The sequence below is a fragment of the Sorangium sp. So ce185 genome, from assembly GCF_051526825.1.
GTDB classification, from domain to species: domain Bacteria; phylum Myxococcota_A; class Polyangia; order Polyangiales; family Polyangiaceae; genus Sorangium; species Sorangium cellulosum_D.
Genome location: NZ_CP150316.1, coordinates 4,346,322 through 4,361,376 on the forward strand (window position 1 = coordinate 4,346,322; position 15,055 = coordinate 4,361,376).

A 15,055-nucleotide genomic window follows, 5' to 3' on the forward strand; every position below is an offset into this window, starting at 1 on the left:
GCGTGGCGATCCCGCAGCTCGGTGCCTCGCCGGCCACCTGACACGCTGGCGTGCCGTCGCCGCCACCCGGCTCGCGCAGAGGCGTTCGTTGCGCCCCCGCAACAGCGTGTCAACCGCGGGTTCACAGGCTGTCCCGCGCCGGGAACACCCCGCCGGAGCCGCCTCATGCAGACATGCGCGTCTCGTGGTGGAGCCCGCCGCGCGCGCTCGCTCTGGCACGTGAGTTGTAATGACGCAGGGCAGACAGGAGAGGCAGACCGCGTCCCGCGGCGCCTTGCTGGAGACCGGACGGAAGCAGGTCGGCGCCGGGGGGCCGCATTGTGGCTCGTCGAGCCTGCGGCCTGGAGCTCCACCACGACAGTGGGCATGTCTCGCCTTGCACACAGGAGAAGCCGCATGAGACACGAAGATGTCGCGATCCAGTTTCGGACGCTCCTCGAGCGGTACGTCGCCGCCTTTGTCGCGGGAAACATGAAGCAGGTCAAAGCCCTCTGGGACCCGGATGCCATCGACCGCACGTACATAGGCGCCGAGATCGAGCGGCCCATCTTCGGAGCTCCGGCGCTCGAGGCCTATTACGACGAGCTGGCGGGCACGTTCGTCGTCACCGAGGGCAAGGTCGGCGATGTGGTCGTCCGCGAGATGGGCGGCCTGACCTACGTGGTCGCTCACATCGACTGGGGCTTCAGAATGGGCGCCGAAAAATTCGCCGTGCGGATCAGGGCGAGCATTCTGTCGCGCAAGCGCGACGGCGAGTGGCGTTTCCTCCACGCCCATGAGTCCATCCAGTGGAAGATCCCGAGCTGAAGGCAAGCGCCCATGAAAGGACCAGCGATCATGACCCGAGGTGCAGAGATGATCCACGACGATCTGGTGGCCCGCGCAGCGAGGCTCGTGCCGCGCCTGCGCGAGCGCGCGCGAGAGACGGAGACGCTGCGCCGCCTGCCGGACGAGACGATCGGCGAGCTCAGAGCCTCCGGCTTGCTCGACCTCTTCAAGCCGAGGAGCCACGGCGGGCTCCAGGCGAGCCTGCGCACGGCGTTCGAGGTCGGGACGCAGCTGGCGCGGGGCTGCGGGTCGACGTCGTGGATCGTGAGCCAGTTGAACCTCGCCATGTGGATGGCCTGCGCCCTACCGGAGGGCGTCCGGGAGGAGATCCTCCGTCAGCCCGACAGCTCCATCCTCTTCGCGCTGCTCGGGCGGGGCTCGGCGGAGCGGGTCGCGGGCGGCTACAAGGTCAACGGGGTCTGGCCGTTCTGCTCCGGCTCGCACCACATCACGTGGATCGGCCTCGGGCTCTCCGTGGAGGACGGCCGCGGGGGCGCCGCGCCGGCCTTCTTCATCGTCCCGGCGAGCGAGCTCGAGATCCTGGACGACTGGCACGTGAGCGGGTTCTGCGGGACGTGCAGCAACAGCACCGCCGCGCATGACCTGTTCGTGCCCGACCGGCGCGTCGCGCCGGTGTCCACCGTCTTCTCCGGCGAGCTGCTCTCTCCCGATCTGACAGGCTCTCCGTACCGCTGCCCCATCGTGCAGGGCATCGTGGTCACGGCGGCGAGCTGCGCGCTCGGGATGGCGCAGGCCGCCATCGAGGTGTTCAAGGCGCAGACGGAGGGGCGCGGGATCTCCTTCACCCTGTACGAGAAGAAGGCAGAGGCGCCCGTGACGCACCTGCTCCTCTCCGAGGCGGCCATGAAGGTCCGCGCGGCGGACCTCCTGCTCCACGCCGCGGTGGAGGATCTCGAGCGCCGCGCGGCGGGCGCCGGAGCGACGGACGTCGAGCTCCTGATCAGGATCCGGACAGAGGTCGCCTTCGCGGTCCACCTGTGCCGAGAGGCGGTGGAGACGCTGTTCGGCGCGAGCGGGGGCAGCGCGCTTTCGCTGTCGAACCCGATCCAGCGCATCGCGCGCGACGCGCGCGCCATCTGCCAGCACGCGGCGTATTGCTTGCCGACCAACCTCGAGGCCCACGGCCGCGTGATGCTGGGGCTCTCGCCGAACCTGTCCTTCGTCTGACGACACGAGGCCTCGCCCGGTCGGTCCAAAGGCCAAGAGGAGGGCGAGCTTGATGGGATGACCCGGGGCGCACCGCGTGGCGCTGCAGCGCGGCGTGGCCCGGGCCTGCGACAGCTAACGAACTGCATCGAACCGCGCTGTTCAACAGCCAGGGAGACTACAATGACGAACGCGATTCGCTCCATGATGATCGGAATGTACGCGCTCGTGGCCGGCGCCGGCTGCGAGCCCGGAGGCGGCGAGCCCGCGAGGGCGGGAGATCCGCCGTCGCTCGTCCGGCCGGCGGGCTTCGAGATCATCGTCACCAACGGCTCCAGCATCAATGGTCCCTTGGTCAACGGCGCCGCAAGGGCCGGGACCGAGGTCTATGGCCTCGGTGTCACCGGCTCCACGGCGGACGGCAGCGCCGTGCTCGGCATCAGGTTGCAGGGCAGCGACCTCACGAGCGTTCGCGTCTCCGACGGCGCCGTCCTCTCGGGGGCTTCGCTCGCCGGCGCGGTCTTCGCCACGCAGGCGCCCGGCGGCGCGCCGATCGATCTGCGCATCGACACGGTCTCGGCGAGCCCCTCGCGCTACCACGCGGGCAGCACCGTCAGCCGCTACACGCTCTCGTACAAGGAGGGCGTGTCGGGCCTGTGGAGGGCCGTCTGCGGCGACGTGATGGGCGTACCCGTCGCCGTCATCCCGCTCGCGAGCCGGTGGAGCTATGATGAGGGCACGGCCGGCGGCGGTGCCAAGCTCGACGAGCCGGACTGGATCACGTTCGCTTGTGCTGGCCATGCCCTCCACAAATGCGTTGCGCTCGGCTACGAGCCCTGGACCACGGCCGCCGGCGCGCCGCTCGGCGATCACCATCAGGCCTGCGTCCGGGCGTATCGCGCGGATTACTGCGGCGATGGGAGCCCGCACACGACGAGCGGCCAGCTCATCAATCTCTTCGACGACCTCGGCGTCCAGCCGGACACCGAGACCTGGCTGATGGAGTCCGAGTGGGACGCGGACGGCGCCCGCTGCCTGTCCCGGTCGCGCATGACGGGAGGCGTCGCGCCCGACTGCGCCGCAGGGCTCCCCGTGTGCCATAGCACTATCGGCTGGGGCGATACGCTCGTGGTGACGGAGGCCCCATAATCGCCGTCGGGCCATGACGGTTCGAGCGCGTGATCCGCGGCCAGCGGCGAGGGACTACACACGCGTCGTGAGCGAGCCCGGCAGGATCGCCGCGCTCGGCGGTCACGCCTCGCCGAGCCACGCGCGCGCGAGCTCGAGGGTGCGCGCGTTCTCGCGGACGTCTTCGAGGAAGCTCCGGCGGAGCTCCGGATCGCCGATCTTGGCGGCGTTCCCGAGCAGGCGCGCGCGGGCCTCGGTGATCGCGGCGAGGGCCCTCCGCTGGTCTCCCGCCGCCATGAGAGCCTCGGCGTGGGTGAGCCGAGCGAGAGATCCCTTGAGGAAGAATATCCGGAGCGCCTCGTACCCGGTCAGCGCCTCCTCCGCGCCCGCGAGCGCCTCGGTCACGCGGCCCTGCGCGAGCCGGATGGCCGCGAGCGTCCGTACGAGCATCATGCGCCGGGGGGGCGCTGACGAGAGCGACCCGAGCGCGGAGAGCGCCTCGCGCTCGGCGGTCTCCAGATCGCCCCGTTCAAGGAGCACGTCCGCGAGGAGCGCGCGCCCTATCCCTTCGTAGACGGCGACGCGCCGGACGCGGCCCGCGTCGATCATGGCCTCAGCGACGAGGCGAGCTTCCTCGATCTCCCCCTTGTCGATCAGGATCCAGCCGAGGACGATCGAGTGATTGGCGACCGCAAACCACACATCCTCGTCCGCACAAAGAGGCGCCTTTCGGATGGTCTGCTCCGCACGCGCATACGCGCCGAGGAGCCAGAATCCCATGGCGATTTGCGTGTGCGCGTGCGCGATATCGAATTGGGAGCCTGCCTGCTCGAAGATCTCGAGGGCCGCCTCGGCCCATTTCAGGCCCGACCACGGCTCTTCGTCCGCATACGTCGCGTGGAGCGAGCGCGCCATGTCGCGCAGCCCCCGTGCCCTCGGATCGAGCTCGGCGACAGGCTCCACGATGGCCTCCAGCCACCTCAGGAGATGCTGCGCGACCTCGTGCTGGCCGTTCGTCAAGAGCTGCACCACGCCGAGCAAGAGGGTGTTGGCGACGGCGGCTGCGGCGTCGGGGAGCGGCCCGACGGCGCGGACGGCTTGTAGCGTGGCCGTGAACGCCTCGGGCTGCCCCGTGGCCATGAGCCCGAAGAGCTTCAGGAGCGCGCCCCTCGCCCAGGGCCCGCTGCCCGGCGTGGCCAGGGCCATCATGTGCTCCGCGTCGCGCGCGGCGTCGGGGTTGGCGAGGTCCATGCCCCACAGGTGGGCCTCCCAGAGCACGTTCAGGAGAGCGAGCCGGTGCTCGTTCGAGGGGGCGCACGCGAGGCCACGGCGGACGTGCGCGATTGCCGCCTCCGTGTCGCCCAAGCGCGCTGCCTGGTCCGCGGCGCGGCAGTAGAGGGCCGCGGCGCGCTCCGGCTCCCCGCCGCGCTCGAAATGCTCGGCCAGCACGGCGGTGGCGCTCTCGCCGCGCCGCTCCAGCCACTCCCCAGCGAGCCGATGGCCGCGGACCCGCTCGTCCTCCGTCAGCATCGCGTACGCGCCCTCCGCGAGGAGCGCGTGCCGGAACGCGAGCTCCGGCTCGCCCGCGAACCGGCTCTCCGGCCGGCGCACGAGCGCCTCCTGCTGCACGAGCTGGTCAATCCGCGCGGCGAGCTCGACGCCGGTGTCGCCGGCATCCTGCCCGCCGCCGAGCAGCGACGCGACGGCGCCCGGCCAGAACACCTCCCCGAAGATGCTGGCCGTGCGGAGCAGCCGCCGCGCCTCCGGTTCGAACCGCTCGATCCAGGCCTGCACCATCGCCGCGACCGTCTCGGGGAGCGTCTCGCGGCCCTCGGCGACGGCGCGGATCAGCTCCTCCAGATAAAATGCGTGCCCTCGCGACCGGGAGACCAGGCGCTCCACGATGTCGGGGGATACACCGTCGCCGAGCACCTGCCGGACGAGCTGCGCGCTCGCCTTGGGCGTCAGCGCCCCGAGCCGGATCTCCTGGAGCTCGCGCTCGGCCCACAGGCGCGGGAACCGCTCGTGGATCTCCGGTCGCGCCGACGCGAGCACCATGAAGGGCAGGTCCCGCGAGCTCCAGAGCGCCGCGTCGACCAGGCGCCCCGTGGCGTGGTCGGCCCAGTGCAGGTCGTCGAGCACCAGCAGGACGGGGCCCGCCGCGCACTCGGCGAGGAGGAAGTCCTCCCAGGCCCGGCGGACCTGCTCGCTCATGAGCTCTGCCTTGGCGCGGGCGGCGCGGAGCGGCGCGCTGTCATCGTCGGGGAAGGGGGTGCCGGCGAGCTCGCCGAGAAACGCCGTCACCCGGGCGCGGTCGGCCTGGGCCACGCGCCGGGCGACGCGGGCGCGGAGCTTGTCCCGGCGCGCCTCGAGCGGGTCGTCCTCGCGGATCTCGCACGCGCCGCGGAGCGCCTGTCCGAGCGCGCCGAACGCCTGTCCGCCTCGGAGCGCGTCGCCGCGCCCGATCCAGGTCTCAATCGGCTCGCCGCGCGTGCGAGCAGCGCGCAGGAACTCGTGGCAGAGGCGCGACTTGCCGACGCCGGCGGGCGCCGTCACCAGCACTGCGCGCGCGACCGGCTCGTCCACGCATTCGGACAGGAGCCCTTCGAGTATCGAAAGCTCGCGCGCGCGGCCGACGCACGCGGTCCGCTTCCCGAGCAGCGCCCGCGCCTCGGCGACGACGTCGCGCTCGCCCAGCAGCTCGTACCTGGCCTCGCCCGCGGCCATCTCGAACCGCGCGTCGAGGAGACCCGCCGTCACATCGTCGAGGAGGATGCGTTGCGCGCCGGGGCCGCGCCGCGCGACGAGCCTCGCGGCGCGATCGATGGCGTCGCCCAAGAGCCCCGCGCCGGAGGCATCGCTCCGGCCCGTCGCGAGCGCCATCGGCCGGCTCGGGTGGATGGCGTGCAGGGCGAGCGCGCAGCGCGCGGCGCGCGCCGCCAGATCGGTGGCGATGAAGTCGCCGGAGATGGTGACCGCCGCCGAGCCGTCGGCGAGGATCTCGAGGCGGCCGCCGAACGACGCGGCCGTGTCGCGCAGCTCGTGCTCGGCCGGCGTGCCGGACGGCGCTTCGACCTCCGTCGTGTCGAGCCAGAGCGGGCTCTCCCTTCCGAGCATGACGACCGAGACCACCCGCCGCTCGCCCGCCGTCACCGTGGCGGCGAGGGAGCCCGCCGGGATCGGGTCGGCGTGCGCGCCAGATGGATCGTCCTCGAGCGCCGAGAGCTCGGCCGCCACGCTGGCGCCGTCGCGAGGGCGCCTGTCGGGCTGCTTGGCGAGCATGCGCGCGACGAGCGCGTCGAGGGCGCGCGGCACGCCGGACCGGAGCGCGGCGAGGCGTGGCGGCTCTTCGCAGCAGATCTTGGCGAGGACCGCCATCAAGCGCTCGCCGGCGAAGGCGGGCGTGCCGGTCAGGCACTCGTAGAGCACGCAGCCCAGCGCGAAGACGTCGGCGCGCGCGTCGAGCGCGCCGGCGCCGCCGGCCTGCTCGGGCGCCATGTAGCCCGGCGTTCCGAGGATGGCGCCGGTGCGCGTCAGGCGCGTGACGTCGCCGAGGTGGGCGATGCCGAAGTCGAGCACCTTGACGAGCGCGACGTCGCCGGCCGGCAGAAAGAGGTTGCTCGGCTTGAGGTCGCGGTGGACGACGCCGCGCGCGTGCGCGGTGCCGAGCGCCGCGGCGACGCGCGCGGCGAGCGCGACGCTCTCGTCGACGCCGAGCATGCCGCGGGCGAGCCGCGCCCGCAGGTCCTCGCCCTCGAGCCACTCCATCGCGAGGTAGGGCTCGCCGTCGGGCGTCTCGCCGTGGGCGACGAACTGGACGATGGCGGGGTGGCTGAGCTCGGACAGGACCCGCACCTCGCGCTCGAAGCGGGCGCGCTCGCCCGAGTGCCTGGCGAGCATGACCTTGACGGCGACGGCCTGACCCGTGTCGCGATCGTGCGCGCGGAAGACCTCGCCCATGCCGCCCGACCCGGCGCGCGCGTCCAGCGTGAAGCGGCCCTCCAGCACGTCCCCCACCCGCATCTTCGCGCGCGCATTGTCGGCTCCTGGATCCGACGCGTCCAGGGGCATCACCGGTACCGGCGAGCCGTACCTCGCGCTGGAGTGGCTCGACGGCCAGGATCTCGGCGAGCGGCTGCTTCGCGGGCGAGCGCCTGATGGGCGTCTTGGCCAAGATCCTCGCCGCGACGGCGCGCGTGCGCCGTCACGCCGCCCGCCAGACCTCGACCCCGGGCTCGATCCGCGACTGGAACTTCGCGAAGCCTTGCAGACGCGGCCGCAGCGTCGCCTCCTCGGCGCGCTCTGCGCCCGGGTCGAGGCCCAGGTTCTCGACGATCCTCAGGCTGTCGTAGCGACGGATGCGGACCAGGCGGTCGCCGTCGAGCGGCCCCCCCGAGAACCCGCTCAGCACGGGGAGCTGCGCCTCGATGATGGCTTGATAACAGGCCCTCTGGCCGTCCGTCGCGTCCGGCATCTGCTTCAGGAACACCATTCGCATCCCCTCGCGCCGCAGCGTCTGGCCGTAATTCAGCGCGAACGGGGCCAGGTCGAGCATGCCGTGGGCCGCCGCGCCCAGCGCACGGCCCAGCGCGGCCGCAGGCTCGAGCACGGGTCGGCCGCCGCGCCGCCCCTCTTGCCTGCCCGTGTCACGCCGCTCGATCTCGAGCACGCGTCGCACGGCCATCGGCGCGTCAGGCGAGTACCGGGGCAGGACGAGCGCGTCCACGCTGAACCGGTCCGGGCCCGCCCGATCGGGCATCTCCAGGCGGGCGAGCTGCTTCGCGAAGCCGAAGACCTCGCGCCCAGCGATCAGCGCCGCCCCGTTGTCGACCCAGATGTAGGGGGTATACGTGACCACGCGATCCGGATGGAAGCGGCCGCGCGTGACGGTGCCAGCGAGGAGCGGCACCCAGAACCCGAAATCCTTCTCACGGCACCACCCGATCCGATCGACCTCCGGGTGGTTGTCGACGGTGGCGCAGTAAAGGATCACGAACGGGCCGAGCGGCTTGTACACGGTGTCTCCTCCGAGGTTCAGATACCGATCGCACAGCGCCGTGAGCCGCTCGTGGCTCGCGTCGAGGAGGAACACGTATGCGTGGATGTCGAGCCCGATCGGCGCCGGCACGGTGAGGCTCCCGTCCTGCACGAGGTATGGCGTACGCCCCCGGAGAGGCGCGCTGCCCGGCGTCGGGCGATCCGGGAGCCAGTCGCCGTAGGCCTTGCGGCAGCGCCCGTCGATGGCGCGCGCCGCCTGCATGCCGGCCATCGTGGCGGCTTCGACGGCCCCGATGCTCAGCGCCGTGAGCACCCAGTCCCCCGCGAACAGCAGGTTCTCGTAACCGGACTCATCGGCGCGGAGGCGGTAGCGGTTGGTGCCCGGCGCGGACAGGACATAGCGATCCGACGGGTTGGCCGGCGCCGTCCAGAACTGCCCGTCGAGGCGCGCCTCGCCTGCGCGCTCCTCCGGATCAACGAGCAGGTGCCAATTGAGCTCGCCGGGGGCGTTCGTGCTGGCCGCGCGCGGCCAGAGCCCGGGCGCGCTCTCGCTCAGCCAGCGGAGCGCATTCTGCTTCACGCGCGCGTTCTGCCGGGCGTGGTATCCGTGATCGTGGCGGGGCGGCAGCGGCTCGTCGTCGTCGAGCGCCGCGCAGAGGTAATGGAGGCTGCCGCACGGGTGCGGCGCCGCCCACCGCTCCCGCCCGAGCAGGTGGCTCATGTCGCCCCACGTATCGAAGGGCGCTGCGTACGGGATCAAGATCGGGCTCTTCCCGGACCAGCCGAGCCCCGACAGGCTCGGCGTGAGCCAGAGCTGGAGCGCCTGTGTCGCGGTGGTCTTCACGTTCTCGACCATGGCCCGGAGGCGCGGGTTCGTCGGATCGTCCATCAGCTCCTTGCAGATGTACGGGAACGCGCCGATCGAGATGCCGAGCACCGCCCGATCGAAGTCTCTCCCCGCCTCGAGCGTCACCGTGCCCACGTTCGGCCATGCGGTCCACCAATCCTCGAGATCGTGCCCCTCGATGCGCAGGCGCTCCCCTTCGATCAGCTGCTCGTACCGCGGCGCGGCAGGCCAGCAGGGGAGCCCCCGGACATCGACGAGCGGCTCGTACGTGACCCCCTTCGGCGTCGCCTGCCGGTCCATCACGATCCGCTCGACCCGGCGCCTGTCGGCGGAGAGCTCGAGCCGGTGTACGGAATGGAAGAACTCGAACTTCACGCCGCGGCGCCGGAGCACGAGGTAGAGCGGCGCCACGACCGCGTCGGCCATGCCGGCCTGCAGCTGCCAGAGGACAGACCCTTTGTACGTGAACACCATCCGCAGGATGGCGTGGGCGAACGTGCCTGCGCCGATCTGACGCGCCCCCGCGCAGAGCGCCGACGCATAGAGCCCTTCGCACAGGGCTGATCGCAACGTCTCCGGGCTCGCGCCGTGCCGTGAGAGCCATTCCCTGAAATCCAGGTGATCGATCTTGAACCAATCGTAGGGCGGCTCGATGAGCCCGTCCGCGAGGAGCCCCCGCGCCATGGCGATCATCAGGTCGCCCGCGATCCGCAGCCGGCGCAGCGCCTCGGTTACCGGGCTGCGCCGGAGGGCTCCGGCCGTCCGGTCCAGTATCCCGAGGAGCACCTTCCGGCTGTCCGACGGAGGCTGCGACGGGTCCGCCGCGAGCCGCCTCGCGAGCGCATGGCCGCGCTCCAGGAGCTGCGCGAGCGAGCCCCCTCCGCCGGCCTCGCCCTCGACGGTCCTCTCGGCCGCCCGCGAGAGCCTGACCATCGCGTGCGTCACCCAGCCGAGGATCCGCGCCACGTACTGCCAGGGCGCGTCGAGCTCGCCGCCGTCGCCGGGGACACGGTCATTCGGCGGGCAGGGCAGCTCCCAGAAATCCCACCTGCCGTCGACGCGCTCCGAGTTCATCACGCACGGCATGGGCCGGAGCGCGTCCTCCCACGTCGACAGTGGCGCGTCGGGGTGGCGCCCCAGCTCGTCGTAACAGGCGCGCACGACCCGGAAGATGTTCTCGTAGAAGCCGTAAAAAACGTGAATGCCGTGCTCCTGGATGCGATCCGCGCATTCGGTGTTGACCCCGCTCGCGCACTTCCCTCCGAGGCGCCACCCCATCTGATAGATGGTAATATCGTGGCGGTCCTGCCAGCCTGCGTGGGACGAGAGCTCGAAGGCGGTGATCAGAGACCCGATGCCTCCACCGAGGATCGCGATCCTCGAGCGTCCTGCGTTGCGGGTTCCATGCTCCGGCCGAGGGGACGTGTCGCTCATCATGGCCGGCGAACACGCAAGCGCTGCGCCAGAGGAGCCGGTTCGCTACAGCCGGTGAAGGGTCGCGCCCGGTCGCGAGCAGATCACAGGCCTTGTTGCGCGTGAGGGACGTGCGTGTCGCGCGCGGATCACGCGCGACGTCGCCCCCGGAACACGCGCGGTGTTGCGCAGGGATCACGCTCCGTGTTGCGCGCGGATCACGCGCGGTGTTGCGCACAGATCACACCCGATGGCGCGCGGGGGTCGTCCCCGCTCAGCGCGCAGAGATCGCCCGGAGCTTCCCCTGGCCCGGCTTCTGCTCTGCGCGATGGCATGGCCCTCGACGGAGGGCTGGACGCCGGGCCGTCGCGGGCCCCGGCGTCGCTTCATCCCTGGGGCTCACCAGCCATCGACAAAGGCGGTTCATCGTGCCTGCTTTCAAATACTCAATCGCGAACGTGCCCGACATCGATCAACGGTGGGCCAGCTTGCCGGGCGGCGGCAGCGCTTTCTGTGTGCCCACCTCGACCATGAACTGGATGTATTACATCGCCAGTCACGGCCGTCCCTCGGCGGTGATGTTCCCGCCTGCCGACCCCTCCGCGTCCTCGTCCACCCCGATGAACGTGCTGATGCTCAGCCTGTTCATGCTCACGCACCCGGAGCGCGGCACCTCCGGGAGATCCTGGCACCAGGGGCTCGACGCGTGGCTCAAGCATCGACAAGTTCCGGCGATAGCGCTGCTCTTCACCGTGGAAGACGACTCGTGGATCCTGTTCGACCGGCTGCAGCAATGCGCCGCCGCGGGGGGCCTGCTGACGATCGCGCGGGGGCGGTACTACAAAATCAACGGTGAATACGTTCGGGGGGGCGGCCACGCGCTGACGGTCGTCGGGCTGAGCTCCACCTCCGCGGGGAAGCAGATCGTCGTGCACGACCCTGCCCAGGACGATCGCGACCCGGAGACGCAGTCCTCCCCGAAGAAGTCGACGGGGAACCTCACGCCGACGTTCGGCAAGTTCGACGGGACCCTGGCGACGATGCTCCGCTGGGGGAGCTCGGAGTCACCGTATGAGTTCATCGACCACGTCATGATCATCTTTCCGCTGTTCGCGGTCACGAACCTGAGCGGCGGCGCGCTCACCGTTTACTCGGCGAGCCTCACCAGCGACGCCGTCGAGGCGCGTGAGATCCCCACGCCGCTCTCCGCGGGCATCGCCGATCTCGCGATTCAGCCGGCGATGCGCGTCGCCGCGCTCGGCGAGGGGAGCGGCGACGTCGTGGCCGTCGATCTGATCAGCGGCGACTCGAGGCGGCTCGCGCGGCTGCCCGGCGCCCGCCGGTTGGCGCACGGCGGGCGGTCGCGCCGCCTGTTCGTCGCCCAGGACCGGCACGTCGTCGCGCTCGACGACCATGGACAGGAGGTGAGCCGCGCCGCCCTGGACCGTCCCATCGACGCGCTCGCGTTCGACGCCACGGAGAACCGGCTGATCGTCGCTTCGGTCTCCGCCGGGAAGCTCCTGCGCTTCAGCCCGGAGCTCCGCCATCACGGCTCACACGAGCTGCCGCACGTGCCCGGGCAGGGGCGGCTCTCCCTGACCGTCGACGAGGGCGACGGCGCGCTCCGCCTCACCCGCGCGGGCTCTCCGCACGTGGCGGAGCTCCAGGTTCACCCGACGGACCCGGGCGCGCCGGGCGTGAACCCGCTGCGCTCGGGCGGCGTCGTCCCCGCCGAGCGCGTGAACGAGCGCGGCACCCTCCACGTCTCCGCGGCGGGGCGAATTGCGACGTTCGACCGCGACGGCAGGCGCGCGGAGGGCTCGCCGTTCAACGGCCTTCCTGCGGGCCCGCTCCTCGAGGTGGCGCGCAGCTACTCGAACGCCGACCCCCGAAAGATGCGCAGGCCGGAGTGGCACAACCGCTGATCCTGGCTGCACGAAGCGCGGTCCGCGCCGCCGCTCACGCCCGCTCCGCCCCGCGGAGCCCGTAGCGCTCGATGAGCCGATAGACGAGCTGCCTCGACACCCCGATCGCGTCCGCGGTCCGCGAGACGTTGCCGCCGTGCTCGCGGAGCTTGGCCGCGATGTAACGGCGCTCGAAGTGCTCGACCACCGCATCTCGCGCCTCGTGGAGCTGCATCTGGAGCAGCGCGCTCAGGCCGTCCTCGGCCGTGCTGGCCGCGGCGCCCTCGGCGCGCTCCGCCGCGCCCGCCGGCGAGGGCGCCTCCGCGCGGCGCGCCGGCGCCGCCGCCTCGACCCTCGAGGGAGCCAGCGCGACCCCGAGCGCCTCCCGCGCGAGGTCGGGGAAGATCACGAGCCGGGAGACCATGTTTCGGAGCTCGCGGACGTTGCCTGGCCAGTCGTGCGACAGCAGCACATCCATCACGTTCGGGGGCAGATCCGACAGGGCGCGCGGGGGCGACTGGGCGGCCAGGAAGCGCTCGACGAGCGCCGGGATGTCGTCCTTGCGCTCGCGCAGGGCCGGCACCCGCACCTCGACGACGGCGAGACGATAATAGAGGTCCTGGCGGAACGTGCCCTCGGCGACGCGCGCCCGGAGGTCCCGGTGGGTGGCGGCGATGACGCGCGCGTCGAACGAGCGCCACTCGCTCGATCCCACCCGGCGGATCTGGCGCGCCTCGAGCGCGCGGAGGAGCTTCGGCTGCAGATCGAGCGGCAGCTCCCCGAGCTCGTCGATGAACAGCGTCCCGCCGTCCGCCTGCTCGAGCAGGCCCGCGTGCGGGGCCACGGCGCCCGTGAAGGCCCCGCGCGTGTGGCCGAAGAGCTCGGCCTCGACGAGGCTCGGGGCGACGGCGCTGCAATCGACGACCACGAGCGGCCCGTCCCTCCTCGGGCTCGCGGCGTGGATCGCCCTGGCGAGCACCTCCTTCCCCGTGCCGGACTCGCCGAGGAGGAGGATCGTCTCCGAGGTGGCCGCGGCGCGCTCGAGCTGGGCGAAGAGCGCGCGCATGACGACGCTCCTGCCGAGGGCCTCGCCGAAGCGCTCGGAGGCCGACAGGCGGACGAGCGACGGGGCGCCCTCGAGCGCGATGGAGAGGCGCGTGCTCCCGATCGTCGCGATCGCGCCGACCGGCAGGATCGCCTCCATCACCGGGATCTCGCCGATGAACGTGCCGTTCTTGCTCCCGAGATCGCGCAGGACGACGCCCCGCCGGGTGAGCTTCAGCTCGCAGTGCCTGCGCGACACCCGCGCGTCGGGGACGACCAGATCGCACTCCGGGCCCGTGCCGACGACCATCAGGTCCATGGTGAGGCGCGCTTCGCGGGTGACGTTGTGCGGGAGCGTCGCGATCACCTGCGCCGACGGCAGGACGATCGAGCTCTCCTCGCCGTCGGTCAGGGTGCAGATCTTCGTGTCGTCCCCGCCCATGAACGCGGGGCCATGTTCGCGCGTCCCCCCCGCGCGTCAAGGTTCGGAGCTCGATGCACGCCGCCCGCGGCGCGAGCTGCCGGGGTTGACGCCCGCCAGGCGATTGCTTCTCTTCGAGAGCAGGCCATGAGGGGTGCATCGGTGAGCGGCGGGTCGAGAACCGCACGGCGGACGGGGGCCGCGCTGGCCCTCCTCGCGCTGCTGCCCGGCTGTTACATCGACCTCGACGGCCTGACCGGCGGGGGGGTCGGCGGCGGGGGCGGCCACGGTGCCGGCGGCGGGGGCCTGGCCGGCCCCGACGCCGGGGACCCGGGGCGCTGCGCGCCGGCGGACTGCGATGGCCCGTGCGTGGTCGCCGCGGCCGAGGAGGCCGGCGGCCCTGCGGCGATCGCCGCGGCCGGGCCGTACGTGGTGTGGACGAGCCGCGCGAGCGATCGCCTCCGCCGCCTCGACCCGGCGACGGGCGCGGTGGAGGATCTCGTGTCGTCCATGCCGTCGCCGGGCCTGCTGGCGGCCTCTGGCGAGCTCGTCGTCTGGGTCGCCGCCAACGGGCTCTGGCGGTGCGCGGTCGACGATTGCGCGGCGGGGGCGACCTCGCTCCTCGCCTTCGGCGCGGGCGAGGCCGAGGCCGTGCGCGGCCTGGCGACGGACGGGCGGCACGTCTACTGGACGCGCGACGAGCCGAGCGGCACCGCCGGCGAGCTCTTGCGCTGCCCTGTCGCCGAGGGCTGCGGCGCGGCCCCGGAGCTGCTCGCGCCGAGCCAGTCGCACCCGCGCGGCGTGGCGGTCGCCCCGGGCGACGCGGGGAGCGTCGTCTGGGTCCAGCGCGGCACGGGCGCCGATTTCGGCCGGGTGCTCGGCCTCGACAAGGGCGCTCCGTCCGGCGCCGTCGCGGCGCAGATCGCGGTGCTGCTCGACTATCCGGACCGGATCGCGCTCGGCGACGCGGCGGTGCTCTGGACCTGGGCCCACCCGGACGGGACCTCGGGCGGCGTCTCCCGTTGCGGCCTCGTGGCGTCGTGCGCCGCGGCGGAGCTCGCGCCGCAGGCCGAGCCGTCGCGGCCGCTGCGCGAGCCCGCGGCGCTCGTGATCGACGGCGCCGACGCGTACTGGGCGGACCGAGGCGGGGGCACGGTGATGCGCTGTCCGACCGCGGGCTGCCCCGGCTATCCCGAGGTGCTCGCCGAGGGGCTGACGCGCCCCGCGGCCGTGGCGGTGCAGGGCGCCTGCGTCTACGCCATCGACGAGGCCGGCGGCGGCCGCGTGGTGCGCGTGGCGCGGTAG

The 15,055-nt window shown here is 72.4% G+C and carries 8 protein-coding genes; 5 read left to right on the top strand and 3 right to left on the bottom strand.

The window, feature by feature from the left end; translation table 11 throughout:
• The first annotated feature begins 396 nt into the window (after window positions 1-396).
• The 3 genes from WMF26_RS16070 to WMF26_RS16080 all read left to right on the top strand — a co-directional run bounded on the left by WMF26_RS16070 (window position 397) and on the right by WMF26_RS16080 (window position 3,144).
• Window positions 397-807 carry a YybH family protein gene (locus tag WMF26_RS16070; RefSeq protein ID WP_437337885.1) on the top strand — a complete coding sequence of 137 codons (411 nt, stop codon included), beginning with the start codon at window positions 397-399 and terminating at the stop codon, window positions 805-807.
• A 30-nt stretch (window positions 808-837) separates the two neighbouring features.
• Entirely contained in the window at window positions 838-2,016 is a 1,179-nt protein-coding gene (locus tag WMF26_RS16075) for an acyl-CoA dehydrogenase family protein (RefSeq protein WP_438001038.1), read from the top strand.
• 183 nt (window positions 2,017-2,199) lie between these two features.
• Window positions 2,200-3,144, top strand: coding sequence for an ADYC domain-containing protein (locus WMF26_RS16080; protein WP_438001039.1), 945 nt, complete (start codon window positions 2,200-2,202; stop codon window positions 3,142-3,144).
• A gap of 102 nt (window positions 3,145-3,246) precedes the next feature.
• Here WMF26_RS16080 and WMF26_RS16085 read toward each other — a convergent pair whose 3' ends face one another.
• Together WMF26_RS16085 and WMF26_RS16090 are read right to left on the bottom strand one after the other, a co-directional pair.
• Window positions 3,247-7,146 carry a protein kinase domain-containing protein gene (locus tag WMF26_RS16085; RefSeq protein ID WP_438001040.1) on the bottom strand — a complete coding sequence of 1,300 codons (3,900 nt, stop codon included), beginning with the start codon at window positions 7,144-7,146 and terminating at the stop codon, window positions 3,247-3,249.
• 181 nt (window positions 7,147-7,327) lie between these two features.
• Complete coding sequence (locus WMF26_RS16090) at window positions 7,328-10,405, bottom strand: NAD(P)-binding protein (RefSeq protein WP_438001041.1); 3,078 nt, start codon at window positions 10,403-10,405, stop codon at window positions 7,328-7,330.
• A 404-nt stretch (window positions 10,406-10,809) separates the two neighbouring features.
• On the opposite strand from WMF26_RS16090, the gene WMF26_RS16095 reads away from it, so the two are divergent.
• Window positions 10,810-12,306 (top strand): hypothetical protein, encoded by a 1,497-nt coding sequence (locus WMF26_RS16095; RefSeq protein ID WP_438001042.1) that lies wholly within the window; start codon window positions 10,810-10,812, stop codon window positions 12,304-12,306.
• 34 nt (window positions 12,307-12,340) lie between these two features.
• Here the strand turns inward: WMF26_RS16095 and WMF26_RS16100 are convergent, their stop codons facing one another.
• Window positions 12,341-13,771, bottom strand: a complete 1,431-nt coding sequence (locus WMF26_RS16100) for a sigma 54-interacting transcriptional regulator (protein ID WP_438001043.1) — start codon at window positions 13,769-13,771, stop codon at window positions 12,341-12,343.
• 126 nt (window positions 13,772-13,897) lie between these two features.
• Here WMF26_RS16100 and WMF26_RS16105 point away from each other — a divergent pair, with 126 nt between their 5' ends.
• A complete protein-coding gene (locus WMF26_RS16105; RefSeq protein ID WP_438001044.1) occupies window positions 13,898-15,055 on the top strand; it encodes a hypothetical protein in 1,158 nt (385 codons plus the stop codon).

Bases quoted from the DNA above. Each gene is read 5' to 3' on its own strand.
- WMF26_RS16070 (WP_437337885.1), top strand. From the start codon at position 397: ATGAGACACGAAGATGTCGCGATCCAGTTTCGGACGCTCCTCGAGCGG.
- WMF26_RS16075 (WP_438001038.1), top strand. From the start codon at position 838: ATGACCCGAGGTGCAGAGATGATCCACGACGATCTGGTGGCCCGCGCA.
- WMF26_RS16080 (WP_438001039.1), top strand. From the start codon at position 2,200: ATGATGATCGGAATGTACGCGCTCGTGGCCGGCGCCGGCTGCGAGCCC.
- WMF26_RS16085 (WP_438001040.1), bottom strand. From the start codon at position 7,146: ATGCGGGTGGGGGACGTGCTGGAGGGCCGCTTCACGCTGGACGCGCGC.
- WMF26_RS16090 (WP_438001041.1), bottom strand. From the start codon at position 10,405: ATGATGAGCGACACGTCCCCTCGGCCGGAGCATGGAACCCGCAACGCA.
- WMF26_RS16100 (WP_438001043.1), bottom strand. From the start codon at position 13,771: ATGGGCGGGGACGACACGAAGATCTGCACCCTGACCGACGGCGAGGAG.
- WMF26_RS16105 (WP_438001044.1), top strand. From the start codon at position 13,898: ATGAGGGGTGCATCGGTGAGCGGCGGGTCGAGAACCGCACGGCGGACG.